This window comes from Streptomyces sp. HM190, assembly GCF_009857135.1.
GTDB classification, from domain to species: Bacteria; Actinomycetota; Actinomycetes; order Streptomycetales; family Streptomycetaceae; genus Streptomyces; species Streptomyces heilongjiangensis.
Window position 1 is genome coordinate 7,190,272 of record NZ_CP047318.1, and the last position, 17,734, is coordinate 7,208,005.

At 69.9% G+C, this 17,734-nt stretch carries 14 protein-coding genes and 2 pseudogenes; 2 read left to right on the plus strand and 14 right to left on the minus strand.

The genetic code is table 11. The annotated features are described in order from the left end of the window. Window positions 1-400: 400 nt before the first annotated feature. Window positions 401-964: a hypothetical protein gene (locus tag GSY65_RS30730; protein ID WP_201452725.1), complete on the minus strand. Its 564-nt coding sequence runs from the start codon at window positions 962-964 to the stop codon at window positions 401-403. 183 nt (window positions 965-1,147) lie between these two features. Between GSY65_RS30730 and GSY65_RS30735 the strand changes: the two genes are divergently transcribed. Then, window positions 1,148-2,022, plus strand: a protein-coding gene (locus GSY65_RS30735) for an IS5 family transposase (protein WP_443043178.1) whose coding sequence is annotated in 2 segments (ribosomal slippage) — window positions 1,148-1,537 and window positions 1,540-2,022 — 873 coding nt in all. Because the reading frame shifts where the segments join, the coding sequence is not laid out codon by codon here. A gap of 22 nt (window positions 2,023-2,044) precedes the next feature. On the opposite strand, the pseudogene GSY65_RS30740 reads toward GSY65_RS30735, so the two are convergent. The 11 genes and pseudogenes from GSY65_RS30740 to GSY65_RS30790 all read right to left on the minus strand — a co-directional run. After that, a pseudogene (locus GSY65_RS30740) lies at window positions 2,045-3,670 on the minus strand (methyltransferase domain-containing protein); the annotation flags it as partial. Window positions 3,671-3,720: 50 nt separating this feature from the next. Then, window positions 3,721-5,100, minus strand: a complete 1,380-nt coding sequence (locus tag GSY65_RS30745) for an NUDIX domain-containing protein (RefSeq protein ID WP_159774718.1) — start codon at window positions 5,098-5,100, stop codon at window positions 3,721-3,723. Further along, window positions 5,097-5,795, minus strand: coding sequence for a class I SAM-dependent methyltransferase (locus tag GSY65_RS30750; protein WP_236580132.1), 699 nt, complete (start codon window positions 5,793-5,795; stop codon window positions 5,097-5,099). The genes GSY65_RS30745 and GSY65_RS30750 overlap by 4 nt, the downstream gene beginning before the upstream one ends. 134 nt (window positions 5,796-5,929) lie before the next feature. Then, entirely contained in the window at window positions 5,930-6,358 is a 429-nt protein-coding gene (locus tag GSY65_RS30755) for an HIT family protein (protein ID WP_159774722.1), read from the minus strand. 101 nt (window positions 6,359-6,459) lie between these two features. Next, the gene (locus GSY65_RS30760) at window positions 6,460-7,692 is read right to left on the minus strand and encodes a methyltransferase domain-containing protein (RefSeq protein WP_236580133.1); all 1,233 of its coding nucleotides are present in this window, start codon (window positions 7,690-7,692) and stop codon (window positions 6,460-6,462) included. 191 nt (window positions 7,693-7,883) lie between these two features. Further along, window positions 7,884-8,333 carry an NUDIX hydrolase gene (locus GSY65_RS30765; protein ID WP_159774726.1) on the minus strand — a complete coding sequence of 150 codons (450 nt, stop codon included), beginning with the start codon at window positions 8,331-8,333 and terminating at the stop codon, window positions 7,884-7,886. Then, entirely contained in the window at window positions 8,330-9,721 is a 1,392-nt protein-coding gene (locus GSY65_RS30770; protein WP_159774728.1) for an MFS transporter, read from the minus strand. The genes GSY65_RS30765 and GSY65_RS30770 overlap by 4 nt, the downstream gene beginning before the upstream one ends. Window positions 9,722-9,955: 234 nt before the next feature. Next, window positions 9,956-11,832, minus strand: a pseudogene (locus tag GSY65_RS30775) (ABC transporter ATP-binding protein). A gap of 577 nt (window positions 11,833-12,409) precedes the next feature. Then, on the minus strand, window positions 12,410-13,507 hold the full coding sequence (locus tag GSY65_RS30780) for a DNA-3-methyladenine glycosylase family protein (protein ID WP_159774730.1): 1,098 nt from the start codon (window positions 13,505-13,507) through the stop codon (window positions 12,410-12,412). Then, complete coding sequence (locus GSY65_RS30785) at window positions 13,504-13,971, minus strand: NUDIX domain-containing protein (RefSeq protein ID WP_159774732.1); 468 nt, start codon at window positions 13,969-13,971, stop codon at window positions 13,504-13,506. The genes GSY65_RS30780 and GSY65_RS30785 overlap by 4 nt, the downstream gene beginning before the upstream one ends. 473 nt (window positions 13,972-14,444) lie before the next feature. Beyond that, window positions 14,445-15,653 (minus strand): hypothetical protein, encoded by a 1,209-nt coding sequence (locus GSY65_RS30790; protein WP_159774734.1) that lies wholly within the window; start codon window positions 15,651-15,653, stop codon window positions 14,445-14,447. A gap of 142 nt (window positions 15,654-15,795) precedes the next feature. Between GSY65_RS30790 and GSY65_RS30795 the strand changes: the two genes are divergently transcribed. Further along, window positions 15,796-16,326 carry an NUDIX domain-containing protein gene (locus GSY65_RS30795; RefSeq protein WP_236580134.1) on the plus strand — a complete coding sequence of 177 codons (531 nt, stop codon included), beginning with the start codon at window positions 15,796-15,798 and terminating at the stop codon, window positions 16,324-16,326. Between the two features lie 20 nt (window positions 16,327-16,346). Here GSY65_RS30795 and GSY65_RS30800 read toward each other — a convergent pair whose 3' ends face one another. After that, a complete protein-coding gene (locus GSY65_RS30800) occupies window positions 16,347-16,892 on the minus strand; it encodes an NUDIX domain-containing protein (protein WP_100572073.1) in 546 nt (181 codons plus the stop codon). Next, a complete protein-coding gene (locus GSY65_RS30805; RefSeq protein WP_159774736.1) occupies window positions 16,889-17,734 on the minus strand; it encodes a class I SAM-dependent methyltransferase in 846 nt (281 codons plus the stop codon). The genes GSY65_RS30800 and GSY65_RS30805 overlap by 4 nt, the downstream gene beginning before the upstream one ends.

Genomic DNA, 17,734 nt, shown 5'->3' on the forward strand with positions numbered 1-17,734 from the left:
GGGATCATCCGGGAGGCCGCTTACCTCGTATGCGATGTCACCGCACTGGCATCGGCCGGTTCGGATCTCTGGGACCAGGAGGGTGACAGCCTGTTCGGGGGCTTCGGATCCGTCGGCTTGCTGACTCTCGGCCGGGTCACCGGAAGGACTGCGTGTGGTGTGGCAGATTTCGCGCTCGGTTTGTTCGGAGGGGCGGGTCGTCTCGGCCATGGATCTCCTCGAGGAAACGGGATGCGGACGGCAGGGTCGTGGAGGCTTCTAGCAGGTACAGGGATCGATGAGGGGTGGGTCTCGGCGCCCGTGAGTCGGGGTTCTGTCGGGCTCACGTATGCCGGACATAGCAGGCCGTCCCGGTCCGGCGCGCTTCAGCGCCAGCCCCATGTTTTTCGTCCGGCCGGGTCTACGGTGAAGGCACACGGCCCGGCCACTGGAACACGAGGCGGCTGTGGGGCTTGTCCAGGACATCCCCGGCGGGTAGCTGGCCGTCGGGGGTGCTAGCCGGGTGAACGGTCAGGACAGGGTCGCTTTGCTTGCCGTCGTTCGTGCGTACGTCGCGGTCCCAGGCTCTCACTGTGGCCGCCAGCTGCTCGGCGAGCTGCGGGTCGTGCTGGCCGAAGGCGTGGACGACCCACTCCCACTCCTTTTCGGCAGGGTTGTCACCGTGCCGGGTCTGGACGTGGATGAGGTAGGCCAGTGAGGCGTCGCCGAGGATCGCCGGCGCATCGCCGTCCTTCGCGATCTGGGTGACGCCCGTGCCTTTGTCCCGGTGGGCGGACAGACGGACGAAGCCTGGCAATGTGGTGGCCGCGTAGAGCTGCAGCGAGCCGAAGTAGAAGGCCGCCCCCATGGTGACCCCGGTGGCGACCTGGTGGCGCGGCCCGCGCAGCGCCTCTTCCAATCCCTTCGTCGAGGCGGGGGTGCCGTCTACGAATCGGAGCTTCAGCTCGCCGTCGAGGAGGTCCACGGCCGGGATAGGGCGGGCGTGTTCGCCCTGGGCGCGGAGGAATCCGCAGTGCGTGAACTTCCGCGCGTGCAGTACCTCGCAGCGTCGCTCGAACGCGATCGCCCGGGTGTATCCGTGGATTTCGAGGGGCAGGACTAGGGTGTGTGTCGAAAGTGGATCTTGAACGTGAGATGATCTTGCTTCGTGGCACGTGGAGATCTGACGGACGCGCAATGGGCGGTGCTGGAACCGCTGTTGCCGAAGGGCAAGAAGCCCGGACGGCCGCCGACGTGGGCCAGGCGGCAGCTGATCGACGGCATACGGTTCCGGGTCCGTACTGGCGTTCCGTGGCGGGACCTGCCCGCCGAGTACGGGCCGTGGGGCCGGGCGTACGACTTGTTCCGGCGGTGGCAGCGGGACGGCACCTGGCATCGGATCTTCACCGCGCTCCAGGCCCGGGCCGACGCGAAAGAGCTGATCACCTGGGACATCAACGTCGACTCCACGGTGTGTCGGGCCCACCAGCACGCCGCCGGGGCAAGGAAAAAGGGGAGCTGCAGAAGGAGCCGCCCGGCGGCGTCGGCGTCGAGCCCGACGACCACGGCCTCGGCCGCTCGCGCGGTGGCCTGACCACCAAGCTGCACCTGGCCGTCGAACAAGGCCAGAAGCCCATGTCCATCGTGATCACGGCCGGCCAGCGGGGCGACTCCCCGCAGTTCGAGCCTGTCCTGAACAAGATCCGCGTCCCGCGTCTTGGCCCAGGCAGGCCGCGCACCCGGCCCGATCGTGTGCGCGCCGACAAGGCGTACGCCTCCCGGAAGAACCGCGCTTACCTGCGGCAGCGCAGGATCCGCTGCACCATCCCGGACAAGGCCGACCAGGCCCGCAACCGCAAGAAACGCGGCTCGCGCGGCGGCCGACCGCCGAAGTTCGACCCGCAGGACTACAAGGCTCGGCACGCGGTCGAGTGCGGCATCAACCGCCTCAAAAGGCACCGGGCCGTGGCCACGAGGTACGACAAGCTCGCGGTCCGCTACGAGGCGACCGTCCTCGTAGCGGCCATCAATGAATGGCTGTGACCAGCACATTCGATACACGCCCTAGGCGCCCGCCCTCAGCTACCTGCTCCCGCCAGGAGGGGGAGATGTCCCAGGAGTTGTAGGTGATCACGATTGCGTCGAAGCCGCCGCGCGGTACGAGGTGTGAGGGGGCGCCGAGTGCCGCATCGCCCTGGAACGCGGTGACACGGCCGCTGCCGGCCTCTGTGGTCAACCGCCGGGTGCGGTGTACGACGTAGGGGTCGATGTCGCCGGTGACCACCCTGCCCGTGGGGCCGGCCACATGGGCGATGAGCTCGGCGTTGTAGCCGCCGGATCCCGCCTCGAACACGATCGCTCCCGGCTTCAGGCACAGGCTTTGGAGCATGTCGGCCTGGAGCCAGGCAGCGGACACCGAACTGGTCGCCTTCCCCGTCTCGTCGCGGCGGGTGACGACGGCCCGGTCGCCGCCGTCGTACGCGGTCTTCAGGGCTTTCTCGGGGACGAAGCGGTGCCGGGGCACCGTGCGCAGCGCCTGCTGTACCGGTTCGGAGGGCGCCCAGCCGCCGTCGATGACTGTCTGGGTCATCTGCTGGCGCAGCCGGACAGCTTCGGCCGGTTCGCCGGGCACGGGCGGCTGGTCGATCGCGAGCGGATAGGAGTGGACCGGTGCAAGGCCAGGAATAACCCCGGGCCAGGTCGCGCCCAGGGCCTGCGCGGCTGGAGCGAACACGGGACCGAGGCAGGCCACGGCGTGCAGGTCATGCCACTCCCACCGGTCGAACAGCTGCTGTTCTCGGTTGGCGAGGGTGCCGGACCATGCGGTGATACGGACGACCGCGGTGAGCCGCGGCACGCCGTGGCTGTCGTCGGCCAGCATCGTGACCACGTGCGCGTCCGAGGCCGAGGCGGTCAGGCCCGTCTCCTCGGCCAGTTCCCGAACCGCCGCCGCTTCGAAGGACTCCGCACCACTGGTCTTCCCGCCGGGAAGTTCCCACATGCCCCGGCGCGAGCGGCCGAGCAGGACCCGGCCGGCCTCGTCGGCGACGACCGCAAGGGCGCCTGTCACAGCCAGACCGGTGGGCGGTCGCTGCCGCTCCACCGCCCGGGTGCCGGTGTGGCACGGGCCGCGCAGGACCAGGACAGCGAGCTGGTCCGCCTCCAGCCGCTCGACGGTCTCCCAGCCTTCGGCGAGCAGGCGGACCTCGTCCTCGTCGAGGGCGATGTCCCGTCGTTCGGCCGGGGTGTGCTCGACCACGGGGGTGATGGCCACAAGCGTGCCGCCGGGCCGCAGTCGTTCACCGAGCCCGTGCAGGACGCGGCTGCGATCGCGCAGGAAGGGGTACATCAGCCGCATGGTGACCAGGTCGTAGCCGTCCTCGTGCAGATCTGCCGGGTCGTCGCGCTCGATGTCCAGGCAGATCCAGCGCACCCGCTCGACGTCGGCGTGTTCGTCCCGGGCCCGGGCGAGAGCACTGTCGGCGAAGTCGACGGCGTCCACCGTGTAGCCGAGGGAGGAAAGGTAGGCGGCCAGGCTGCCGGTGCCGCAGCCCACATCGAGCGCCCGTCCGCCGCCATCGGGAACGGGAGCGTGCTCGGCGAGCAGGGCCCGCTCGCGCTCACCGAGTTCCCGGAACCCCTTGCCGTCGGCATAGTGCTGCTGCCACTGGTCGCGGACGACGTACGCCACGGGCGTGCTCCTCAACTGCTCTTCAGCTGGTGGGTGGTGTGGTGTGCTGGTCAAAGACGGTTCGTTGCGCGGAGCCGGGCCAGGGTGCGGCGGCCTCGCTCGACGAGTTCCGGATCGCCGTGGGCGGCGCCGTATTGGATGCCGGAGACGGCATCCAATACGGACAGGACGACCAGGTGCTCTTCTTCGGCGAGGGACAGGGGGCGGCCGTAGCCGGTCATCAGGGCCTCGTGCAGGTCCGGCCGTCCGTGCCAGGCGTCGGACAAGCGGACGAAGTCCCTGACGGCCGAACCGCCTTCGCTTCTTTCGAAGTCGATCACGTACAAGATGCCCGTCGACTGCTCCCAGCGAAGGTTCCGCCGCTGGAAGTCACCGTGCGTGGGAACCCTCTCCAGGGCCGGCAGACCAGCGGCCCCCTTTGCGGTGGCACGGATGAACGCCTCGTCCCCGGGCTCCAAGTAGGCGCGTGCGCCGTCGAGGTGCCGTTCCAGCTTCTCGAGCGGCAGAGAGTCGGGGAGGGGCGGCAGTGCCGGGGCGCTGCGGTGAATGGTTGCCGCGAGCTGCCCGATGCAGTGGAAGATCCGCCGCTCCTGGTCGGGCGGGTGGACGGCGCCGTGCAGGGAGCGGCCTGGCACCGTGGTGATGACGATGGCCCGCAGTGATTCGTCGGCGGCCACCAGACGGGGTGCCAGCGGGCCCAGACGGGGAACCCAGCTGCGGTATGCGGCCAACTCGCGCTGGTGGAAGCGGTCGTTCTGGTGGATCTTGACAAACCACACCCAATCCTCGGCATCGCGTGCCCGCCACACCTGACTGCCCTTGCGTGCCCAGGAGACATCCGTCCAGCCGGTGATCCTGCCGACCGCCCGCTCGACGAAGTCCCGCACCGCGTCCTCAGGGACCGTGCTGCTTGGACCGGCGTCGGGCACGAGGCGCAGCCGGTCGACGGCCGGGGCGTAGGCGATGGGATCGCCGGGCTCCTGGAAATGCAGGGCCATCCGGGCTCCGGCCCGGTAGGCGTCCAGCCCGGCCCGGCAGTAGGCCACCATGGGCTGCGGCAGCGCGTCGAGCGGGAACCAGCCCATGGCGTCGCACCGGTCCGGCTCCATGACGCGGGGGTTGCCGCGCCAGTGCCGGACCTCGAAGAAGAACCCGACGCGTGCGCCCCCGCCGGGGGAGCGGTGGTGCACGGTGACGGCCGCGAGGATATCAGCGGGGTCGACGATGACGCCGGTCTCCTCGCTGGTCTCCCGCACGAGCGCGGTGACGACATCCTCTCCGGGGTCGAGGTGACCAGATGGGAGATGCCACAGTCCTGTCGCGTAGACGTCGCCGGCCCGCCGGGACAGGAGCACTTCGGGGCCGGCCGCGGTATCACGGACCGCGACCAGGTGCACGTCCAGCGGCTCGGTGTGCCGCCCCCCGCTCACCGGTCACCGCCGGGGCGGCGCGCGAGCAGCATGGTGAACACGGCGTCCTCGACGAGCGGTTCGCCTCGGGCGTGTTCCTCCAGCAGCAAGTGGGCCTCCTGCTCGAACCGTGCGTGCTGATCGCCGAAGAGCGCCGGGCGGGCGAAGCTCGTGCTGCGTAGATAACCGACCACGGCTGCGGGTGTCCACGTGCGGCGGACCGGGATCCGGTGCTCGCTGACGTCGCTGAACGCGGACTCGGCGAGGTCGTCCTCGTAGCGGCGCCCCGGCTCGGTGTACGCCCCAGCGGTGCCGGCCCGCCGCTCGGGGCCGAGGTAGGACTGGATGAGCCGCTGCAGATCTGCCGTCCACTGCGCTTGGTAGGTCCAGAGGCTGCCATCCCCCATGATCGCCACGCCGGCCCCGGGAGCGGTGACGCGGTCGGCCATCGTGAGGACCGCGGGGCGGGGCATCCAGTGAAACGCCCGCGCGCAGGTGACCAGGTCCGCTCGGTAGCCGTCGAACGGCGGCGTGAAGTCCTCGGCCCGCACGCAGTGGAAGCCAGCGGGACTGTCACCCAGGAGCGGGGCGAGGGTTTCAGTGGCCTCGCGGAGCATCCCTGCGTCCGGATCCACTAGGTCCAGGCGGGCCACATGGGCAAGAGCGGGGAGCAGCGCAGCTGCAACCTGCCCGGTCCCGGAGCCGAGATCGAGCACGACAGGCCGCGCGACACCTCTCACTGTGCCGGCGAGTAGGCGGACCGCTTCGGACGGGATGCCCGGCCGGTATCGGGCGTAGTCGGCCGCCGCAGAGGCGAACAGGTCCCTGGACTCTTCTTCCGGGCGGCCCCTCATGCCTGCTCCAGCAGCGCACGCAGTGCGGCGGCGTCCGCCTGGAGCTGTGCCTCGTCCTGGCGGTTTGTGTCTAGGGCCGTCCACGGGAGCGGCCCGCCTGGCGCCGGGTCGGCGTGGTCGGCGTAGCGGGGAACGATGTGGGTGTGGAGGTGGGGCACCACGTTGCCGAGGGTGGAGTAGTTCATCTTCATCGGCTGGTAGAACGCCGTCAGGGCCTTGCCGAGCGTGAGGGTGTCGGCCCAGTACGCGGCGGCGTGGGCGTCTGAGAGGTCGGTGGGCTCGGCGACGTGCGGTGCGCCGCGGTGAATGAGTACGCAGTAGCCCCGGACCTGGCCCGAGCGCCACAGGTAGGCGTTGGCCACTTCGCCCTGGTGGAGCAGGATGCCCCAGCCGATGTCTTCGGCGGCGAAGTCGTTGTCACACATGGGGCAGCCCTGGCCGTCGCGGTGGCGGAGGAATTCCTCGGACCACCCGGCCGGTCGACTGGGGCCGTCGGCGGGCGGGGGAACGGGTTGCCGTTGCTGGGTCATGGACAACTCCCGAGCGATGGAGACGTCTGGTGGGGGACGGCGGCGAGCGGGGGCAGCGTCCAGGTGAGGGCCATCCGGCCGGGACCGGAGGCGACGCGCTGCGGGTCCCCGCCGTCCGGAATATCGACCCGGTACGTGTCCGGACGGCCCGCCCGCTCCCAAGCGTCGTGGACGTTTTCGAGTTCGGCCCACACATCACGCGGCCCGTGCACGCGGACCGTGCCGTCGCCGGGGCCGGCCACCGCCCAGGAATCCTCCTCCGGGGCGACGATGGTCATCGTGTCGGCCTGGAAATCCCTGACCAAGCCCGGTGCCAGGTACGCGGCGGCGATCCAGAAGCCGTGGGCGTCATCGTCGGGCGGCGCGAGCCGGGTTGGGCGCGGTCGGCCGGGGTCGGCCTTGACCTTGGGCCGGTGGGTCACGGCGGTGAGCCACTCGTAGCCGAGCAAGGGCCGGTGGCCGCGCGGCCTGCCCGTCAGCACCGCCTGAAGCCTGCCCTTCATCGTGCGGGTGGCGCGCATCTGGCCTGGCCAGCTGGGCGTTCTGGTCACGAGCGTGGTCAGCAGCGTTCCGCCGGGGGCGAGCTGCTCCACCCAAGCCAGCGGGATGCAGGGCACGCCGATGCCGGAATGGATCCGGTCATACGGTGCCCCGGTGGTGTGTCCGTTGAGCGCGTCACCTTCGACGACCGTCGCTTCCAGCCCGAGCCGGTCCAGGTTCCGCTGGGCGAACACGCTCATGTGCGGATCGCGTTCGACCCCGGTGGCACGGCCAGGGCCCGTGATGGCAGCGGCGAGCGCCAGGGAGATCCCGGGACCTGAACCAAGGTCCAGGAACCGCTGCCCGCAGTCCAGTTGGAGGCATTGCAACACCTCGACGGTGGCAGGGGCGTAGGTGCTCATGGAGGTCATGTGGCCGCCGGTCACCGGTCCCCGGCGAAGGGCGTCCAGCGGCTCGCCGTCGCGCTGGAGCAGGATGGAGTCGCCGCTGTGGACGAGGTCGAGCCACTCCGGCTGGTCGTCGGGGTGCGAGCCGTCGAGGAGCCGCCAGTCGATCGGATCCGCGCCTGGGCCGCTGAGCCGGACGTACGCGTGGGGGAGAAGCACTTCCCGCCGCACACGCAGGAGGGCATCGCGCAGCCGCGGGTCGGTCAGCACGCCGTCGGCGACGAGGCGGTCGACCATCGCGGTGCGGGCGGCGGCCGTTGCGGCGAACAGGTCGGCGGGCATCCTCGGACGCTGGGACGTGCTCGATGCAGAACCCTCTCCTTGTTCCTGACCGGTTGGCCCTGCGGCAGTCCTTGTAGTGCTTGCACCGGGGGGTGCGGGTGTGTCCAGGATCTCGGCGCGGTGCTTGCAAGAGGAGTCCGGCTGTTGGACGGCTTCAGCACCAGGCCGGTGCGTGTCCATCTCCGGGGCGCTCACTTTTGCCGCTCCCAACCGATCTCGGTATACAGCCGGCCGGCACGAATCCCCTCGATGGCCGCTCGGGTGTAGGGAACGGTCGGCTCCGGCAGACGGTCGGCAGGCCACCAGGTCCAACGGAGGCACTTGTCCGGCTCCAGTACGTTGGGCTCGCCCGCCCATCGGCTGGGCTGGAAGAACAGTTGAACGCGCGGTACGGCGTCCTCGTGGTCGAGGAGGTGCACCGTATGCACGAGGGTGAGGTCCTCCTCGGCGACGACCAGCTTCGCCTCCTCCATCGCCTCCCGTGCGACGCAGCTCCGGGCCGGTTCTCGTTCCACATGGCCTGCGAGCACATGCCACTGGCCGCCCGCGTATGCCGAATCCGGGTGCCGCTGCCCGAGCAGCACCATGCCGTCCCGCTCCAGGTACAGGTGGCCGCCGATCACATTCAGTTCCGCGCTCACGCCGTACCACCTCCGCCCACCGCGGGATTGCGCTGTCCGTCGCCGGCGGGGGCGGCGCCGGGTGAAGGTGAGGGGGAGGGGACGGGTGGTTGCATGAGTGGATCTCCTGGAGGGGAGGGGACGGGCTTGGCTCCGGGCATCTGGCGGAGGCCGCGTAGTGGGGAGCGGTAGAGGACCATGAGGGGGACGAGGAGCAGGCAGGTGCCGACGATCAGGGTGGGCCGTACGCCGATCCGTGTCCCGAGGCCGCCAGCGACCAGGGCGGCCACCGGCCGGGCGCCTGAGGTGAGCCAGGTGCTCACGGCCTGCATGCGGGCCTGCATGTCATCGGCGGTGACGACCTGACGAATGGAGCGCTGGGTGGTTCCCGCCGCCGCGGCGCAGGCCAGCTGGAGAAACAGGGCGGCGCCGATGCCGGTCTGCCAGGCCGGGGCTGGGGAAGCGAGCAGCAGCGGGATCTGGGTGAGCGGGGTGAGCGCGAGCGCGACGAGCATCATCGGCCCGGGCCCGTACCGTCGCGCGAGGGCTGGCGCGGCAAGCGCTCCTGCTGCCGCGCCGAGGGCTCCCAGCCCCAGGACCACGCCGAAGGCGGTCGGGCTCATCGAAAGGGACTTGAGCAGGTACAGGGCCCACAGGGTGTTGAGGAGTGCCAGGGCGGCCGAGGTAGTCGCGTTGACCAGGGTCAGCGTACGCAGCCGGTGGTCACGGCTTACGTACCGCAGGCCCTCACCGATCTCGGTGTGCAGACGGTCGCTTCCTGCTCGCGCCCGGGCGGTCTCGCGAGTCTGGATGCGGGCGGTGCACCAGGCGCTGACGAGGTAGGAGCCGACGTCACCGAGCAGTGCCCGGGCCGGTCCGAGGAGCGCGGTCAGGGCGGCGCCGAGGTTGCTGCCGGCGGTGGCGGCGACGGCGAACAGGGCGCCGATACGGCTGTTGCTCCGTTGGATCAGGGACCGGTCGACCAAGCCGGGCAGGAGACTGATCGCTGCGGCATCATGCAGCACCCCTGCCGCACCCTGCACCGCAGCGACCACCATGAGCTGAGCCAGGGACAGCCTGTCCAGCGCCGCCGCTGCGGGCACGCTGGCCAGCGCGGCGGCACTGACCAGATCTCCGGTGATCATCTGCTTCCGCTTGGAGTACCGGTCGGCCAGCGCTCCGGCGTGCAGCGCCAGAAGGGCGGGCGGGAGTTGGCCCATGAACGTGATCCAGGCAACCTGGGCAGGGCTGGCATCCAGGACGAGAACGGCCAGCACGGGCAGGACCATCGCGCTGATCGAGCTGCCGGCCACACTGGCGGCCTGGCCGGTCAGGTACCGACGGAAGTCCTGGTGCCGCCACAGCGACGTCCGCCCGGCCGACGAGACGGGGTCACACGAGGAGGACATGACCTACCCCCTCGGCTCCCGTCGGGCGCACGCCCGGCACGACCGTGGATGCGTGATCGTGTTGCTCGGGCATCCCATGCACCGCGGTGTCCACGGCCGGGGCGCTGGCGCCGCGGAGCAGAAACCCCTTCCGCCGCAGAAGGGGAGCGTCACATGGATGGGGGCCGTTCAGCACATCGGCATCCGGACGGGTCAGCATGGCGGTGAGCACGATGCTCTTCCGCGGGCGTGTGCTCATGCGGATGCCTGCCGCTGTGCGTCATCGTCCCGGGCATCCGAGGAGACCTGGCACGACAGCAGCTGTCGGAACAGACCCGGTTGCTCGGCCAGCTGTTCGTATGTGCCCTCCTGCACGACCCTGCCCTCGTCGAGAACGACGATTCGGTCGGCTACGGCGACGCTGGTGATGCGGTGGGTCACCAGCAGTACCACCCGGTCCCGGGCAAGACCCCGTAGCCGCTGGAAAATCCGGTACTCGGCAAGCGGATCGAGGTTCGCGGTCGGCTCGTCAAGGACCAAAAGCCCTGCCTGGCGGAAGAACGCCCGCCCGAGAGCGATGCGCTGCCACTGGCCCCCGCTCAGTTCCTCCCCGTTGAGCCACTCGCGGGCGAGAAGGGTGTCCAGCCCGGCGCCGAGCTTGTCGACGACCTCGTCGGCCCCGGCGGCCTCACACGCCTCGCGTACCGCCGCGTCCCCACGCGCCGTGGGCTGCCCGAGGGTGATGTTCTCCCGCACCGTCAAAGGCCAACGTGCGTAGGTCTGGGGTACCAGGGCCACCTGCTGCCACAGCGCCTGCGGCTCGGCGTCGCCGGTGGGAACGCCGTCCCACAGCACCTGCCCCTCGGTGGGCAGATACAGGCCACTGATCAATTTCGACAGCGTCGACTTCCCCGAGCCGTTGAAGCCGACAAGGGCGGTGACCTCGCCCTGGCGAAGGGTGAGTGTCACGTCGGACAGAGCGTCTTGGTTCTTGCCCGCGTACCGGTGTGTGACCGACTTGATCTCGATCTTCTTCGGCGGCCCCGGGCGATGCGTGCCCCGGCGCATGCGGAACCCCCCGGCCTTGTCCAGGAAGCCGCTCCAGTCGTCCATGTACAGGCCCGTGCGCACGGCGCGCGCCCCTACCGAGACCAGACCGCGGACCGACTGGCCCACCGTCTGCAAGGCGAACACAGCCGTCCCGGCGTGTCCGACGCTGATGCGGCCGGTGGCCAGCAGCCATACGACCGCCGCCCATACGACCGCCGACCCCACGCCGCCGCACAGCGCGCCGATCAAGGACATGCGGGCCCCCTTGTCGGCGGCGGCGCGGTCCTCGCGGTTGATCCGGGCAACCGTCTGCCGGTACCGGCCGGAGAGGAAACCGGCCATGGTGCCGGCACGGATCTGGTCGGCAGCCTCCTTGGTGTAGATGTGCCAGCGCAGGATCGACAGCATCCGCAGGTCGCCGTTGCTGCGCAGATTTGCGAGGTAGCGCACACGTGCGGCGCTGACCTGGGCCAGGGCCTGCGGCAGGCTGGCCGCGACCAGAAGTGGGAGAAGGACCCAGTGCACGCCGGCCAGCACGATCGCTCCAGCGACGAAGGAGGCCGACGAGGCGATCAGGTCCTGCCCCTCGTTGATCAGGTCCCCAGTGACTTGCGCCCCGCGGTCGGCGGCTTCGCGGTCGTGGTTGAAGTCGGGCTCGTCATAGGCGCACAGCTCCACCTCGGCGCAGCCGGTGAGCAGCATCTGCTCGGCCTCGCGCGACATCAGTGGGCCCAACCGGGAAGACAACCAGGAGACGGTGATCCCCAGAAGGGCGCGTACGCCGGCGGTGCCGGCCAGCAGGGCCACAGAAGGCCACGCCTGAAGGAGCCGCTGGTAGACAGGTAGACGTCTCCGCTGGTCAGCAGGGCGGTCAGGGTGCCGCTGATGGCGACCAGGCCGAGGGCTTGCATCACGCCGGTGACGGCCTGGCACAGCAGGAGACCGATGGTCGCTCGGCGGTCGACCCGCCATGCGAGAGCCAGTGACCGGCGTACCAACTGCGGCAGCCGCCGGGCCATATAGCGCATCCTGATCGAACGGCCGGCCGCTTCATGGCTGCCCGTCAGATCGATGTACCGCATCTGCGGCTCCCTGGCAGCCGTTTCCGATGGCTCATCCGGCTCGGCTGTAGAGGACGCGTCGGGCCCGGTCGTCGGTCCGGGAGGCAACGAGGAGGGTGTGGACTCCAGCGGGGCGGTGCGCGGCCCCGGGATGTTGTCGGGTGATGCATCGGTGGGCTCACTCATGCTGCCCACCTCGTATCCGGTCGTGCTGCGCGCTGGGCAGCGGCGTCAACTTGCCGCCCGGATCGTGCGGAGCACGGGACAGCCGGCATGGGACGTTCGAATGCGGCGATGGGATTCGCAGGGACGGGCACAGGGTTCACGGAGTCCTCCAGATGGACGCACGAGGGGTACTGGTGCTCTAACAACGGCCCCCGGACGGGTCTGTCACGGGCAGATCCGGGGCAGATAGTGGACGGATGTTCTATTGGGTGGCCAGGGTCAAGCGGGCCTTGTCGTGGGTCGCGCCTGTGTCGCTCGAACAGCTGGGATAACCCTTTCGAGGTATTGCGGGGGGATCCCGTCGGGCGCGGTGGGGCATGGCAACGAGGAGCAGCGGCGGCGGTGGCGTCCGCTGCTCTCGACCTGGGGCGGGTCAGGTTCCGGTCTGCTCCAGGGCCGCGTTCCATGCGGTGAGGGCGTCGGGGCCGGAACGCAGGAGCGAGGCGACGGGATTGGTCAGGTACTCGTGCTCGACGAGGTAGAGGCCGGCGGTGCCGGCGTAGCCGGGGAACAGTTCGTTGAGGCGGGTCATCACGGTCTCCGGCGCGGCGTCGTCAGCGTCGAGGAGGCGGCGCGCAAGGATCTTGCGGTTCCACACGTCGATGCCGAAGGCGGCAGGGTCGCGGGAAGCGTGGGAGGCAATTACCGCGGCGGTGTAGGGGCCCACTCCTTTGATTTCTTGGACGGCCTCCATCAGGTTTCCGGCAGCCTTGAGGTCCTCGGTGCTGTGGTCGCGGAAGTAGGCCGCGTAGTGCGGAAGGCTTTTGGCGCGAAAGCCCAGCCGGTCCCGTTCCTTCAGCGTCTCGGGCGGAACGTGGGCGATCTCGTCTGGGGTGAACCAGGCCCGCAGCGTGATCCCGTCGAAGTGGACGAGATGGCCGTAGTGGGCCAGCAAATTGCGGGTCATCTGGGTGGTGCGGCGGATGGTGACGTTCTGCAGCAGCAGGGCGATCACGGCGATCTCGAAGTGGTCCTCCGGGCACGACTGCCGCATCCCGCCCAGGACTGCGAGTGCCTCGCGCATTGCGGGCACATGGGACGCGAGTTCCGCGAACGCCGCATGGTCTTCGTCCAACCCGTATGAAGAGATGAGCCGGCGCGTCAGCTCCTCGCGGTCGGCGGGCTTGAAGTCACCGGCGGTGTAGATGTCGGCGATCACGGTGCGGTCCTCGGCATGCAGCCGGACTCCGACCACGAGGTCGCCGACTCGGAAGGTACGCCAGCTGCAGGACTCGGTGTGGGCTTCCAGGCCGGTGGCGTAGTGGGACGGCTTCCAGAAGGTGTGCAGGGCGTTGAACGGACCGTCGCCGGTGACGGGTAGTTCGAGGGTGTCGGTGTGGTCGAGGGTGCGGGGGTTCACGTCATGCTCCCGGGTGGCGGCCGTGGGTCGCAGGGGGCCGCCGAACAGCTCGTGTTCGGCGTCGGAGACCTGCGGATCGGCCATCGTGACCGGGCCGAAGAATCTCTTCACCGGGCGCCTCCCGCAGGCCAGTTGATGGCCCGGTAGGACGGGCCGTGGGTGAGCAGGTGGAAGATGGTGGCGGTGTAGGGGTGACAGTCCGGCGACGGTCGTTCCATCGGCACCCAGACGAGCCCTTCGTGCTTGTGTGGCTCGGCGTTGTACGGCTCACCCGTCCACGACTGCGCCAGGAACACGGCGGTGATCCGGTCCAGGCCACCGTCGCAGTCATGGTGGTGGATTAGTCCGCAGAACTCCTGCTGCTCAGCAGTGATATGGACCCCTACCTCCTCCATGGCCTCGCGTCGCGCAGCGTGGTCGAGTGGTTCACCGAATTCCAGGTGGCCGCCCACGACAGTGAGCTGTCCCGGTGCGAGGGCGGCGTCCAGTGCGCGGCGTACGCACAGGGCGGCGCCGTTCGTACGGAGCAGGACCTGTGCCACGTCGGCGATCAGCTGGTGAGGCGAGTCGCTCACGGGCGGCCCTCCTGCACCAGGCGTTCTAGGGTGTGCCGACCATTGGTCACGAGGGCACCGCTGTGCCGAAAGCTATAGGTGAGGACGGAGGACGGGAGAGGTGTGGGCTGCGTCATGCCAGGTACCTCGTATCCGGTCGTGACCCGTCGTCGAGCAGAGCTGCGCGACCGGAAGTGAGGCGAAGGCTGGCGCCCGAGGAGGTAGCGGCATTTTCGAACGCAGGATGAACGAGTCCAGGGCGGCGTACGGGATGCATGGGGACTCCTCGGGGCGAGATGCGGACAGGTGATCGGGTAACGGCGGCCCTGCTGTAGCCGTAACGGGTGGAGGGGGGCGAAATCTAGAACGTGATCTCGAATATCGGGCTCTCTCCTTGTGTCGTCGGTCGAGGCGGGCTGTGATGCAGTGTTCGATCACTCATGTGGGTTGCGGTACCTCCTGCGGGGGATTGCCGGGGGGGGGCGCTTGATCAGTCATGGCGTAGCGAGGTCCGGGCGGAGGGCGATGGCGTCGCGAAGGAAGCTGCGCTTGGAGTAGAAGGTGTGCTCGGCGGCCCAACCGTGACTGGCGACGTGCTCGCAGAGCCAGCTGTCGATCCGCTTCATCTCGATGAGGATCTCGTCCTGGTCGTGGTCGAGGATGCTGCGTGAGCGGAGATACTCCAGCTCGCACTGGGAGAGCACCACGTCGGGGGCCGCCAGGAGGGCGCAGCGGTCGAGGAAGATGCCGTAGACGTGTCCGGTGCGCAGCGACTCGCACTGGATGTCGTAGCGGACGCGCTGGAAGGGCGGCATGGCCCGGACCTGGAGGTTCAGGTCTTCGCGCAGGAACGTCTCGAAGCGGTCGGGGGTGATGTCGAGGCCAGGGGTGAGTTCCTCGCGGCGGGCGAAGGCGTCCTCGGTGAACCACTTTCGCTTCAGCACGTGCCCGGCGGTGACGGTAGGGATGAAGGAGGCGTAGCCGATCTCGGGCTCGGGGCCGGTGACGTCGAACAGATGGTTCTCGGTGTGGTGGATCTGGAACTCTTCCCGGTACTCCGGACGGCAGCCTTCCAGCTTGCCGTCGCGCAGTGCCTTGAGCAGTTCCATGGACGCGGACCAGATGTCCGGTGCCGGGGCAAGGGTGTACTTGAACTCCAGCTCGGTGCCGGAGAAGTGCTTGCGGAAGTACCGCAGATGGTTGTTGAGCGCCGTACTCGACTCTGCGTGCGCCGTCAGCACGGGGTCGAACCAGTGCAGTTCCTCGACCGGGCCGTGGCCGACTGGTTCCCGGGTGGTGCGGACGAAGCAGGCGTCCTCGGGGTGGAAGCGGATCTGCGCGTACGCGTGGTAGCCGCCGCCGGGGTGTTCGGCTAGGTAGCACAGCGGCACCAGGCCGGGGGCGTCCTCGGTGCCGACCAGGCCGCGCAGGGCGGGGCCGGCGATGGCGTCGGGGAACAGTTCGCAGCCGTCGATCCTGGCCGCCCCGAGCCGGGTGCCGCCGGGGTGCAGCGCTTCGGCCGGGCATGGCCCCAGCGCGTTCCAGCGGACGATCACGGTGGTGGCCGGCCGGCATACCTCCTGCGGTGGCACCCGTACGAGCACGATCGGCTCGTCTGGTCGCCGTGGCGCGGTGCGGTTGAGGAGGTGGACGCCGCCGAGGACGACCCAGGCTCCCCGGTCCGAGGGCTGCTCATCGGGCACGCTGGTCTCCTTCGTGTGAAGCGGGTGCCACGGGTGATCGCCCTGCAGCCCGAAGGGGCCACCGGGTCGGCCGGACATGCCCGGATGGCTGCCTGCTCGTCGCTGCGACGTCCGGCCGGTTCGCCGGCCTAGGGTGGGGCGGGTGAGTCATGGTGAAGTCGGTCAGGTGATCTTGGACGAGGCTGTTGCGGATGCCCGCCTCGCCGCGTGGGAGTTCGACGGTGCACGGGCCTGGCTGGAGGAAGCCCGCCGACATCCCATGGAGCCGCTGGCGGCCGAGGTGTGGGTCACCGACCCTGCTTTCGAGCACGTCCTGCTGGTCAAGCACCGCGTGCGCGGATGGGTGCCGCCCGGTGGCAAGGTGGAGCCGGGCGAGGCGCCGCGTGCGGCGGCGGCACGAGAGCTGCTGGAGGAGACCGGCCTGCGCACCGAGTTGCTGCCCGAGCCCGCTGCCGTGGCGGTGCGTTCCTACCGGGCCGACTGGTCTCCGACGCTGGGCCTGTCCTACGCCGCGATCGTGGGACGCGACGTGCCGCTCGCCGGGGAGCAGAACCAGCCGGCGGCATGGTTCCGTCTGGATACAGGCTGGGACAGCGTCTTCCCCGAGGACCGCGAGCGGATCCGTGCGCACGCTCGCTGTCTGGCAGCCGGCCGGGCGGTCGGCTCCCGCTGAGGTAGGCCCTTGGCCGCCGTTCACAGGAGGGCCTCGATCCGGTCGAGGTCGGCCGAGGGCAGGCTGACGAGCTCAAGGTCGTGTAGGAAGCGGCACCACACCGGCTCCAGGCCGGGTTCGCGCTCGAACTCCTCACGGTCCAGGTACCCGTTGGCGTGCGCGGTGGTCCGCAGCGCGTGCTGCTGCAGCTGGGCCGGGTGGATCCACCGAGGGGCGCGGACCTCCCGGGGCGAGGGGCACAGCGACCCGGAAACCTCGGCCTGGAAGATCCACCAGTGGTGGCCGACCGGACCGCTGGGCGTGCGGTGGCAGTGGTTGGGCCGCCACTGGTCCAGCAGCAGGTGCAGGTGGGTGACGGTGAGACCGACCTCTTCGGTGACTTCGTCGCGCGCGGCCTGCTCGGGGCCGCCATGCTCGTCGACGTGGCCGGCGACCGGGGCGATTCCGGCCGGAGGAATCGCCCGCTCGAACACCAGCAGGCCGCTCGGGGAGGAGATCAGTACCCCGACGCTTGCGTGGTCACAGAGGCGGGCCCCGCCGCCGGGAGCCGGGGCGGCCGGAGTCATGCGGCGGCCTTTGGCCGTTGGGCGACGACGACGAGCCAGCTCGTCACGGCCGGGGCATCGGGGGTGGTCATGGCGTAGGCGGTGTCGAGGATCTGCATCCGCTGGGCGTGGGTGAAGTCGCCTTCGGGCCGGGCGAAGACGGGGATGGACAGCCACGCCTTCTTCTCGGCCATGGTGCTGTGCTGGGCGGTGAGCTCTGTGCCGACGATAGTCAGTCCGGCTGCGGTCAGCTGCTCGGTGACTGTTTTCAGCGGCAGCTTCGGCGGCCTGTCCGCGTCGCGCGGCGGTGGGGTGTATCCGTGGGTCTCAGCGGCGACTTGGCGGATGAGGGCGTTTAGGGAAGGCCCGGTGCGGGTTGACAGTTCGTCGGGGTGCCGGACGCCGGCGAAGCCGCCGCCGATGTTGAAGACGAAGTGCCCGCCTGGGCGCAGGATGTGGGCGACGGCTGCGAACACTGCGGCGGTGTCGGTCTTCCAGATCGCGGAGTTGCACACTACGGCGTCGGCGCTGCTGGCGTGCAGGTGGTCGGCGAGCCGTTCGGCCGGGGAGGTGATCCAGGTCAGGCGGGCGTCGGTCAGGGTGCGGCGACCGACACGCTGCATCGCGGTGGCGTTGTCGACGGAGACGACCCGAGCGCGGGCCGGGATCAGGTCGAGGATCGCGCGGGCGGTCGCGCCGGCGCCGCCGCACAGGTCGACCACCAGGCTGGCGTTGGCCAGATGGCCTCGGCGGGCAAGGTCGCGGCTGGTCGCGTCGTACATGGGGTGGGCGCGGGTGAAGGCGTTGTATGCCTCGGCGTTGCTGTCCTCGTCCCAGCCGAGGATGGCGTCCTGGGGTGCCAT

Coding starts and splice junctions, on each gene's coding strand:
- GSY65_RS30800 (WP_100572073.1), bottom strand. CDS start 16,892: ATGACTCCGGCCGCCCCGGCTCCCGGCGGCGGGGCCCGCCTCTGTGAC.
- GSY65_RS30805 (WP_159774736.1), bottom strand. CDS start 17,734: ATGGCACCCCAGGACGCCATCCTCGGCTGGGACGAGGACAGCAACGCC.
- GSY65_RS30770 (WP_159774728.1), bottom strand. CDS start 9,721: ATGTCCTCCTCGTGTGACCCCGTCTCGTCGGCCGGGCGGACGTCGCTG.
- GSY65_RS30755 (WP_159774722.1), bottom strand. CDS start 6,358: ATGTGTGACAACGACTTCGCCGCCGAAGACATCGGCTGGGGCATCCTG.
- GSY65_RS30760 (WP_236580133.1), bottom strand. CDS start 7,692: ATGCCCGCCGACCTGTTCGCCGCAACGGCCGCCGCCCGCACCGCGATG.